The organism is Paeniroseomonas aquatica (genome assembly GCF_030409335.1).
Classification (GTDB): domain Bacteria; phylum Pseudomonadota; class Alphaproteobacteria; order Acetobacterales; family Acetobacteraceae; genus Belnapia; species Belnapia aquatica.
In genome coordinates this window covers 937-10,741 of sequence record NZ_JAUFPN010000074.1, presented here as the reverse complement: position 1 = coordinate 10,741, position 9,805 = coordinate 937, and the positions used below count along the sequence as shown (strand labels likewise).

General features: G+C 76.6%; 9 protein-coding genes. 6 read left to right on the top strand and 3 right to left on the bottom strand.

The genetic code is table 11. The features are described from left to right. The 3 genes from QWZ14_RS08030 to QWZ14_RS08020 all read right to left on the bottom strand — a co-directional run. The coding region (locus tag QWZ14_RS08030; protein ID WP_290316109.1) for a protein-disulfide reductase DsbD domain-containing protein at positions 1–1,621 on the bottom strand (1,621 nt) is incomplete at its 3' end. A gap of 67 nt (positions 1,622–1,688) precedes the next feature. After that, positions 1,689–2,054 (bottom strand): hypothetical protein, encoded by a 366-nt coding sequence (locus QWZ14_RS08025; RefSeq protein ID WP_290316108.1) that lies wholly within the window; start codon positions 2,052–2,054, stop codon positions 1,689–1,691. A 74-nt stretch (positions 2,055–2,128) separates the two neighbouring features. Then, positions 2,129–2,362, bottom strand: a complete 234-nt coding sequence (locus QWZ14_RS08020) for a hypothetical protein (protein WP_290316107.1) — start codon at positions 2,360–2,362, stop codon at positions 2,129–2,131. Positions 2,363–2,561: 199 nt separating this feature from the next. On the opposite strand from QWZ14_RS08020, the gene hrpB reads away from it, so the two are divergent. From hrpB to QWZ14_RS07990, 6 genes are all read left to right on the top strand, one after another. Continuing rightward, complete coding sequence (gene hrpB, locus QWZ14_RS08015; RefSeq protein WP_290316106.1) at positions 2,562–5,054, top strand: ATP-dependent helicase HrpB; 2,493 nt, start codon at positions 2,562–2,564, stop codon at positions 5,052–5,054. A 110-nt stretch (positions 5,055–5,164) separates the two neighbouring features. Continuing rightward, on the top strand, positions 5,165–6,238 hold the full coding sequence (locus QWZ14_RS08010) for a S1C family serine protease (RefSeq protein WP_290316105.1): 1,074 nt from the start codon (positions 5,165–5,167) through the stop codon (positions 6,236–6,238). Positions 6,239–6,266: 28 nt separating this feature from the next. Next, positions 6,267–6,947, top strand: coding sequence for a winged helix-turn-helix domain-containing protein (locus QWZ14_RS08005; RefSeq protein WP_290316104.1), 681 nt, complete (start codon positions 6,267–6,269; stop codon positions 6,945–6,947). A gap of 53 nt (positions 6,948–7,000) precedes the next feature. Continuing rightward, positions 7,001–8,395 (top strand): sensor histidine kinase, encoded by a 1,395-nt coding sequence (locus tag QWZ14_RS08000; RefSeq protein ID WP_290316103.1) that lies wholly within the window; start codon positions 7,001–7,003, stop codon positions 8,393–8,395. Positions 8,396–8,499: 104 nt separating this feature from the next. After that, positions 8,500–8,754, top strand: a complete 255-nt coding sequence (locus QWZ14_RS07995) for a hypothetical protein (RefSeq protein WP_290316102.1) — start codon at positions 8,500–8,502, stop codon at positions 8,752–8,754. A 98-nt stretch (positions 8,755–8,852) separates the two neighbouring features. Then, positions 8,853–9,805: acyl-CoA dehydrogenase family protein (locus tag QWZ14_RS07990; RefSeq protein WP_290316101.1), on the top strand; the 953-nt coding region annotated here is incomplete at its 3' end.

Below are 9,805 nucleotides of genomic sequence, written 5' to 3'. Positions count from 1 at the left end.
CGCCGTCGCCGCGGCGCTGGGCGAGGCCATAGGCCCAGGCGGCGAAGCCGACCAGCACCGCGCCGCCGAGCACCAGCAGCAGCCCGTCCGGCCCCGCCTGCTGCGCCAGCACCCAGGCGAGCCAGGCGGCGGCGGCGTACATCGGGAAGGCGAGGCCCTGGCGCAGCGCCTCCATCCAGGGGCCCGGCCGCGGTAGCCGCGAGGCCAGCCCGGGGAAGACCCCCAGCAGCGCATAGGGCGCCGCCAGCCCGAGGCCGAGCGCGGCGAAGACCGCCAGGGTCGCCGCCGCCGGCATGGCCAGGGCGGCGCCGACCGCGGCGGCCATGAAGGGGGCGGTGCAGGGGGTGGCGACCAGCACCGCCAGCGCCCCGGTGAAGAAGCTGCCGGCATGGCCGCCTTGCGCCGCCAGGGCGCCGCCGGCCCCGGCCAGCCGCCCGCCCAGGGCGAACACGCCCGAGAGGTTCAGCCCCACCGCCAGCATCAGCCAGGCCAGCGCGGCGACGAAGGCGGGGGCGGTGAACTGGAAGCCCCAGCCGGCGGTGACGCCGGCCTGGCGCAGCCCGATCAGCAGCCCGGCCAGGGCCAGGAAGCTGACCAGCACGCCGGCGGTGTAGCTCGCGGCATGGGCCCGGACCACGGCCCGCGCCGCGCCGGACAGCCGCGCCAGCGCCATGGCCTTCATCGCCAGGATGGGGAAGACGCAGGGCATCAGGTTCAGCAGCAGGCCGCCGAGGAAGGCGGAGGCGAGCGCCTGCCACAGCGGCAGGCCGGGCGCCGCCGCCTCCGGCAGGCCGCCGACCGGCGCGGCCACGGCATAGGCGCTGCGCACCCCGGCGGCATCGGTCAGCACGACCACCCCCTCGAGGCTGGCCGGGGCGGCGGCGCCCTCGCGCGGGCTGAGGCCGAGGGTGGCGCTGCCGTCGCGCAGCCGCAGCGGCTGCGGCGCGGCATTGTCGAGCAGCCCGTCCTGGGCCGGGAAGAAGGCCGCCTCGCGCAGGGTGGCGGCCGAGAGCGCCGCCCCCGAGAGGGTGAGGCTGGCGCGGGAGCCGGCGAAGGCGGCCCTGGCCTCCCAGGGCGAGGGCCGGGGGAGCGCGGCCTCCGCCCGGGTGAAGAGCGGCGCGAGGCCGGCATCGAGCCGCCCGGCCGCGGCCACGGGCAGGTCGAGCCGAAAGCGGCCTTCCTCGGGGATGCAGATCTCGGCGCAGACCAGCCAGCTCGCCTCGGCCTCGATCGTCAGCGGCCCGGCCGGGGCGGGGCCGCCGGCCGGCAGGGCGACCCGCAGCGGCAGCAGCACCTCCTGCTCGTAGCCGTAGCTGACCAGCGGGCCGGTCGGGATGCGCTGCGGCGCCGGCCACTGGATCGGCCCGGCGGTGACGCCCTCCGGCAGGGTGAGAAGCAGCTCGGGCGGCGCCCCGGCATCGCCGGGGTTGCGCCAGTAGGTGTGCCAGCCCGGCGCCAGCCGCAGCCGGAGGCCGAGCTGGAAGGCCTCGCCCGGGGCCACCGCCTGATGGTCGGCGACCAGGGTCGCGGTGGCGCGCGGCGACCGCACGGCCGGGCTTTCCGCCGCCCGGGCCGGCACGGGGCCGAGCAGGATGGCCAGCAGGAGGAGGAGAGGTCGCATGCGGCGGATAGAACGGGACGCGCCAGCCTCTCCGCAAGGGCCTATCGGCCGCGCCGCGGCGCGCGGCTCAGGCCTGGGCCAGGACCTTCTGCCGGCCGAGCCGGCGGAGGTCGCGGAGGGCGCTCCGCAGCAGCGCCATCTCGCCCTCCGGCAGGAAGCCGTCGTCCTCGGCCTCGGACCGGCGCAGCAGGGCGGCGAGCTTCAGCGCGACCTCGGCCTGGTCGCGGGCCGGGGCCTGGGCGAGGGCGTCCAGCACCGCCAGCTCGGCATCGACCAGCTGGTCGACCTTGGCCTCGTCGGCGCCGCTGCAGCGCTCGATGCGCTGCAGCCGGGCGGCGAGGCCGGCGACGTCGGTGCGGGTGGAGGAGGGGCGCCGCACCGGGCTGGGCTCGGCGGCCTGGCTGCGGGTGGGAAAGGGGATGACGCAGGACATCGGGGATTCCGTTGCAGGTCAGGAGGTCGACGGGGTGCGCCGGCAGGACCGGCGCCGGCGCGGCCGCAGGTGCGTCAGGGCCCGGCGCCGGTGCCGTTCTGCACCGGCATCACATAGGCCGGGGGGCACTGGGTGATGGCGCCGCCGCGGGCATGGAAGGCGTGGATCATGCGGTTGACGGCCTCCGCATCGGGCTGCCCGGCCTCGCGGCAGCGCCGCTTGTGGGCGATCATCGCCCCGAGCGAGCGGCGCCGGACCTGGGCGGCTTCGGCGGTGGCGGTGGGAAGGCGGCTGAGTTTGGGGGTCATGGCCAAGCCTCACGTCTGCGCTATGAAAATAAAGTATACGTTCACATTGGCGCGATCAAGACAAAACTGCCCCCTTCTGGTTGAGTAAACCAGCAATGGCGCTCACGCGGAAGATGTATCGCCGCAATGGTTGATTTGACCGCCGCGCCTCCGCCCCTTGCCGCTTTGCGCCGAGCCCGGGCCGGACTATGCCGCCCGCATGCCCCCCATCCCCGCCGACATGCCGGAGCTTCCCGTCACCGAGGCCCTGCCCGCCCTGACCGCCGCGCTGCGCGCCGGGCCGAACGCGGTGCTGATCGCCCCGCCGGGGGCCGGCAAGACCACGCTGGTGCCGCTGGTCCTGCGCGACGAGCCCTGGGCCGCGGGCCAGAAGATCCTGGTGCTGGAGCCCCGCCGCGTCGCCGCCCGCGCCGCCGCCCGCCGCATGGCCGACCTATTAGGGGAGGGCGCGCCGGGCCAGACCATCGGCCTCGCCACGCGGCTCGACCGCGCCGGCTCGGCGGCGACCCGGATCGAGGTGGTGACCGAGGGGCTGCTGGTCCGCCGGCTGCAGTCCGACCCGGGGCTCGAGGGCGTCTGCGCCGTGCTGTTCGACGAGGCGCATGAGCGCAACCTCGACACCGACCTCGCCCTGGCGCTCTGCCTCGACCTGCAGCGCGCCCTCCGCCCGGAGCTGCGGCTGCTGGCGATGTCGGCGACGCTGGACGGCGCCGCCTTCGCCGGGCTGCTGGGGCCGGAGACGCCGGTGGTCAGCAGCCTCGGCCGCGCCTGGCCGGTGGCGCAGGAGTACCGCCCGCGCGACCTCGCCGATGCCCGCGACCTGCCGGAGGCGATGGCGGCGGCGATCCGCCTCGCGCTGCGGGCGCACCCCGGCGACATCCTCGCCTTCCTGCCGGGCTGGGGCGAGATCCGCCGCACCGCCGAGCGCCTGGCCGGCATCGAGGCCGAGGTGCTGCCGCTGCACGGCGAGATGCCGCCGGCCGAGCAGGACCGGGCGCTGAACCCGGGCGCCGGCCGCAAGGTGGTGCTGGCGACCTCCATCGCCGAGACCTCGCTGACCGTCCCCGGCGTCCGCATCGTGGTGGACGGCGGCTTCCGCCGCACGCCGCGGCTCGACCCCGCCACCGGCCTTGCGCGCCTCGTCACCGTCCGCATCAGCAAGGCCGCCGCCGAGCAGCGGGCCGGCCGCGCCGGACGGACCGCGCCGGGCGTCGCCATCCGGCTCTGGTCGGAGGCGCTGCACCGCGGCCTGGCGCCGCAGGACCGGCCGGCGATCCTGGAGGAGGAGCTCTCGGGCCTGGCGCTCGACCTCGCCGCCTGGGGCACCGCGCCCGGCGACCTCGCCTGGCTCGACCCGCCGCCGGCCGGGGCGCTTGCCGCCGCCCGCGCCCTGCTCACCGACCTCGATGCGCTGGAGCCGGACGGCGGCATCACGCCCACCGGCCGCCGCATGGCCCGGCTCGGCACCCATCCGCGCCTCGCCCGGATGCTGGCCGCCGCCGGGGACGAGGGCGAGAAGGCGCTGGCCGCCGACCTCGCCGCGCTGCTCGAGGAACGCGACCCGATCCGCGGCCGCGAGGCGCCCTGCGACATCACCCTGCGGCTCGACCTGCTGCACGGCGGCGACCACCCGAACGCCGACCGCGCCACGGTCCAGCGCATCCGCCGCGCCGCCGCGCTGCACCGCCGCCGGCTCGGGGTGCATGGCGCGACCATGCCGGAGGGCGACCCGGGCGCGCTGCTGGCCGCCGGCTTCCCCGACCGCATCGCCGCCATGCGCGGCGTCATGGCCGGCGCCTTCCGGCTGGCCTCCGGCCAGGGCGCCCGGCTCGGGGCCACCGACCCGCTGGCCAAGGCGCCGCTGCTGGCGGTCGCCGACCTCGAGCTGCAGGGCACCGAGGCGCGCATCCGCATGGCAGCGCCGCTCGACCGCGCGGTGCTCGAGGCCCGCTTCCCCGGGCGCTTCCGGCGCGAGGAGGGCGCCGCCTTCGATGCCCGCAGCGGCGCCGTGCTGGCCCGCCGGCGGCTGCGCTTCGGGCCGCTGGTGCTGGAGGAGCAGCCGCTGGCCAACCCCGACCCGGCGGTGATCGCCGCCGCCCTGGCCGCGGCGGTGGCCGACCGCGGGCTGCGCGACCTGCCCTGGAGCACGGCGGCGCGACAGGTGCAGGCGCGGCTCGGCTGGATGCGCCGGGTGGAGGGCGCGGCCTGGCCGGATGCCGGCGATGCCGCCCTGGCCGCCACGGTGCAGGACTGGCTGGCCCCGGCGCTGTTCGGCCGCTCCCGGCTGACGGAGCTGGCCGGGCTGAACCTGGTCGACCTGCTGCTGGCCGGGCTGCCCTGGGCGCAGCGGCAGCGGCTGGAGGCGGCGCTGCCGCCGCGCCTGCCGCTGCCGGCCGGTCGCAGCGCCGCCATCGACTACGCCGCCGATCCGCCGACGCTGGAGGCCCGGCCGCAATACCTGTTCGGCCTGACCCGGCTGCCGCCGCTGGCGGAGGGGCGGGTGCCGCTGCAGGTGGCGCTGCTCTCGCCGGCGGGGCGCCCCGTCGCGGTCACCGGCGACCTCGCCGGCTTCTGGAAGGGCGGCTGGGCGGATGTGCGCAAGGACATGCGCGGCCGCTATCCGCGGCACAACTGGCCCGAGGACCCGGCCACCGCCGTGCCGGACCCGCCGAAGCCGCCGCGCGGGGGCTGACGATCCCCCGGCGGGAGGTTGAAGGATCGCATCCATCTTCCCAGAGTTTGAGGGTATTGCCGCCCCCCCCCGCAGCCTCCAGGCTTGCCCCCGGCCAAGGATCGCGTCCCATGTCCGCCCTGCTTTCGCGTCGCCACCTTGGCCTTCTCGGCGCCGCTCTCCTGGCAGGCTGCACCGGCAGCCCCGGCCCGGCCGCCGCCCAGCGCGGCCTGCTGCCGGACTTCGCCGACCTGGCCGAGCGGGTGCTGCCCGCCGTCGTGAACATCGCCGTCACCGGCGAGCAGGCGGCGCAGCTGCCGCCCGAGGTGCGCGGCACCCCGCTGGAGCGCTACTTCCGCGACCGGCTGCGCAACCGCCGGCAGGAGACCACCGGCGCCGGCTCCGGCTTCGTGGTCGACCCGTCCGGCTTCATCGTCACCAACAACCACGTCATCGGCAGCGCCACCCGGGTGGTGGTCTCGCTGCAGGACGGGACCGAGCTGGTCGCCCGGGTCATCGGCATGGACGAGCTGACCGACCTCGCCCTGCTGAAGGTCGAGCCGCGCGCGCCGCTGGCCGCGGTGCCATTCGGCGTGTCCGGCGCCGCCCGGGTCGGCTCCTGGGTGCTGGCCGCAGGCAATCCCTTCGGCCTCGGCGGCACCGTCACCTCGGGCATCGTCTCGGCCCGGGGCCGGGAGATCGGCGCGGGACCTTTCGACGATTTCATCCAGACCGATGCCGCCATCAACCCCGGCAATTCCGGCGGGCCGCTGTTCAACGCCGCCGGCGAGGTGATCGGGATCAATACCGCGATCTACTCGCCGTCCGGCGCCAGCGCCGGCATCGGCTTCGCCACCCCCTCCGACCTGGCCCGGCCGGTGATCGAGCAGCTGAAGCGGGAGGGCCGAGTGGAGCGCGGCTGGCTCGGGGTCTCGGTGCAGGACCTGGTGCCGGAGGACGGCCGCAGCGCCCGCCGCGGCGTGCTGGTGGCGGCGGTGGAGCGCACCAGCCCGGCCGGCCGGGCGGGGCTGCGCCAGGGCGACGTGGTGGTCGCCATCAACGGCGACCGGGTCGAGACCTCCCGCGCCCTGGTCCGCACCGTGGCCGCCATCCCGCCCGGCCAGACCCTGCGCCTGACCGTGCTGCGCGAGGGCCGCGAGCGGGAGATGCCGGTGCAGGTTGGCCGCCGGCCGGGGCAGGGCTAAACAGGACGAATTCTGGGGATCACACGCCATGCGCATGCTGCTGGTCGAGGACGATGCCGAAGTCGCCCGGTTCGTGAAGAAGGGCCTGCAGGAGGCCGGGCATACGGTGGAGCACGCGACGAATGGCAGGGACGGGCTCTTCCTCGCGGCCTCCGAGCAATTCGACATGCTGGTGCTCGACCGCATGCTGCCGGGCGGCGTCGACGGCGTGCGGCTGGTCGAGACCCTGCGCAGCCAGGGCAACCGCACCCCGGTGCTGTTCCTCTCGGCGCTGTCGGCGGTGGATGAGCGGGTGAAGGGGCTGAAGGCCGGCGGCGACGACTACCTGACCAAGCCCTTCGCCTTCGCCGAGCTGCTCGCCCGCGTCGAGGCGCTGGGACGCCGCCCCTCGGTCGATGCCCCCGCGACCAAGCTGCGGGTCGCCGACCTCGAGCTCGACCTGCTGTCGCGCACCGTCACCCGCAACGCCAAGCGGATCGACGTGCAGCCGCGCGAGTTCCGCCTGCTCGAGCACCTGATGCGCCATGCCGGGCAGGTGGTGACCCGCACCATGCTGCTGGAGAAGGTCTGGGACTACCACTTCGACCCGCAGACCAACGTCATCGACGTCCATGTCTCGCGCCTCCGGCAGAAGCTGGACAAGGGCTTCGACAAGCCGCTCATCCATACCGTCCGCAACGCCGGCTACATGATCCGGGCCGAGCCCTGAAGCTGGCCTCGGCGCGGCGGCAGGCGCAGGCGGCGGGCCCGCGGCATGCCGCCATGGCGCCGAGCCTGTCGCTCGGCCCGCCCCGGCTGCTGAAGAGCGCCGGCTTCCGCTTCGCGCTGCTCTTCGCCGCCATGTTCGCCTCGGCCGCCATCGCCCTGGTCGCGGTGCTGTGGTGGGCGACCGCGGGGGCGCTCGACCGGCAGACCGACGCGGCGGTGCGGGCTGATGCCATCGCGCTCGCCGAGCGCTGGCGGGAGGCCGGGGCCACCGGCCTGGCCGAGGCGATCGAGGAGCGCCTCGCCGTCGACGTCGAGAACGAGGCGATCTACCTGCTGACCGAAGCCGAGGGCGGCCGCCGGCTGGCCGGCAACCTCGACCGCTGGCCGGCGGTGCCGGCCGAGGAGGGCGCCTGGTTCCGCACCCGGGTGCTGCACGACGGCTTCGCCGCCGAGGCGCGGCTGCACCGGCTGGAGCTGCCGGGCCTGCGGCTGCTGGTCGGCCGCGACGAGTCGGAGCGCGAGCAGCTGCGCCGGCTGCTGACCGAGGGCGTGTTCTGGGCCTCGGGCGCCGTGGTCCTGTTCGCGCTCATGGGCGCCTGGCTGCTGCGGCATGCGCTGCAGGCGCGGATGCGCCCGGTCTTCGCCACCACCGCCGCCATCGCCGGCGGCAACCTCGGCTCGCGCGTCGCGCTGTCGGGCCGGGGCGACGAGTTCGACCGGCTGGCGCAGACGCTCAATACCATGCTGGAGCGCATCGGCACGCTGATGGAGGGGGTCCGCGGCGTCTCCGACGCCATCGCCCACGACCTCCGCACCCCGATCGCCCGGGCCCGGGCCAAGCTGGAGGACGCGCTCTCCGAGGCGCCGGACGAGCCGGCGCTGCGGGCGACGGTGGAGCAGGGCATCGCCGACCTCGATGCCATCAGCCGCATCTTCCAGGCCCTGCTGCGGATCGCCGAGGCCGAGGCGGGGGCGCGGCGGGCCGCCTTCGCCCCGCTCGACCTCAGCCTGGTGCTGGCCGACGCGGCCGAGATCTACGAGGTGGCGGCCGAGGCGCGCGGCCAGCACTTCGCCACCGACCTGCCGCCGCAGCTGGAGCTGGTCGGCGACCGCGACCTGCTGCTGCAGGCCGTCGTCAACCTGCTGGACAACGCGATCAAGTTCACCCCGCCCGGCGGCACGGTGCAGCTGAGCGCCCGGCGGGTGGCCAAGGGGATCGAGATCCTGGTCGCCGACGACGGCCCCGGCCTCGCGCCCGACGACCGCAGCCATGCCGGCGAGCGCTTCTTCCGCGCCGACAAGGCCCGCGCCACGCCGGGCTCCGGCCTCGGGCTGTCGCTGGTGCAGGCGGTGGCGCATCTGCATGCCGGCGAGCTGCGGCTGGAGGATGCGGTGGCGGGCCGGACCCCGCCCGGCCTGCGGGTCGTGCTGCTGCTGCCGAGCCCTTGAGCGGGCCGGCCCGGCCCCGGGCGCGCCACCCCGGCGGCGCCATGACCGAAGCGTCATGCGCAGCCCACCGCGGCTTGAGCCGCGGGGCGGCATCCTGGCGCACCATGCAAAGCCTCCTCACCCCGCCGGCGCTGCTGCTCGTGCTGGCAGTCTCGGCCACGGCGGAGCCGCGGGTCACCACCGACACCGCGGAGTACTGCGGCAGCCTGGTCACCCGGCTGGCCGGCATGCCGGCGGCGACGCGGGAGCCCTCCCGGTCGCTGATGGCGGAGGGCGTGCGGCTCTGCGACAACGGCCATGTCCGCACCGGCATCGCCAAGCTGCGCCGGGCGATGCGGGCGGCGCAGGCGACCCCCTGACCCGGACCGGCCGGGCGCAATCGCCGGCAAGGTGATGATGCCGGCTCACCAACCCGCCATCCGCGTGTAATCTGCCGCCCATGGGCGGGAGCATGGGCATGGCCGAGGCGGATGCGACGGACGGGCCGCTGCGCCGCGACCTGCGACGCTTCCTGGCGGCCGAGATCGGCCGCGGCCTCTGGGATCCCGGCGCCGGCAGCTTCGGCCCCGGCGATGCCGGCTTCGCCACCCGGCTGGGCGCCCGCGGCTACATCGGCACCGATTGGCCGCGCGCCTGCGGCGGCCTCGGCGGCAGCCGGCTCGACCGCCAGGTCATCGCCGAGGAACTGCTGGCGCACGGGGCGCCGCTGCGGGCGCATTGGGTGGCGGAACGGCTGGTCGGGCCGCTGCTGCTCGGCTTCGGGACCCCGGCGCAGCAGCAGGAGCTGCTGCCGCGGATCGCCGCCGGCCGGCTCGGCTTCTGCCTCGGCATCGAGGAGGCGGAGCGCACGGCCGAGCCGGCCGCGACGGAGACCCGGGCGCTGCCGGTGCCCGGCGGCTGGCGCATCACCGGCCGCAAGTCCCCGGTGGCCGATGCGGCCGAGGCGCAGCGCATGCTGCTGCTCGCCCGCACCCGCGCCCCGGAGGCCGTGGCGGCGGACCGGCTGGCCGGCTTCGGCCTCTTCCTGGTGGATCTGGCGCTGCCGGGCATCACGCGGCTGCCGATGGCGGCGGCGGAAGAGGCCGCGGCGCTGCCGGGCGCGGTGGTGCTGGACGGCGTCTTCCTGGCCGCCGACCGGCTGGTCGGCGGGGCGGAGGATGGCCTGCCGGCCTGGAAGGCGGTGGTCGAGGCGGCGCTCGGCGGGCCGGAATGCTGGATGCGCGACTGGCCGCTGCTGGCCGGCCTCGCCGGCGTGGTGGCGGACCCCGCCGCCGAGGCCGCCCTGGGCCGGCTGGTCGCCGAGGCCTTCGCCCTGCACCAGCTCGGGCTCGACCGGGCAGGCGAGGAGCCGAAGCGGTGGCGGGCGGCGCTGGCGCTGCTCGGCGCCGTCCAGGCTGCGGCCCTGGCCGA

Excerpts from the sequence above, each read along its gene's own strand:
- QWZ14_RS08010 (WP_290316105.1), top strand. The coding sequence starts at position 5,165 with ATGTCCGCCCTGCTTTCGCGTCGCCACCTTGGCCTTCTCGGCGCCGCT.
- QWZ14_RS08000 (WP_290316103.1), top strand. The coding sequence starts at position 7,001 with ATGGCGCCGAGCCTGTCGCTCGGCCCGCCCCGGCTGCTGAAGAGCGCC.
- hrpB (WP_290316106.1), top strand. The coding sequence starts at position 2,562 with ATGCCCCCCATCCCCGCCGACATGCCGGAGCTTCCCGTCACCGAGGCC.
- QWZ14_RS08020 (WP_290316107.1), bottom strand. The coding sequence starts at position 2,362 with ATGACCCCCAAACTCAGCCGCCTTCCCACCGCCACCGCCGAAGCCGCC.
- QWZ14_RS08005 (WP_290316104.1), top strand. The coding sequence starts at position 6,267 with ATGCGCATGCTGCTGGTCGAGGACGATGCCGAAGTCGCCCGGTTCGTG.
- QWZ14_RS07995 (WP_290316102.1), top strand. The coding sequence starts at position 8,500 with ATGCAAAGCCTCCTCACCCCGCCGGCGCTGCTGCTCGTGCTGGCAGTC.
- QWZ14_RS08025 (WP_290316108.1), bottom strand. The coding sequence starts at position 2,054 with ATGTCCTGCGTCATCCCCTTTCCCACCCGCAGCCAGGCCGCCGAGCCC.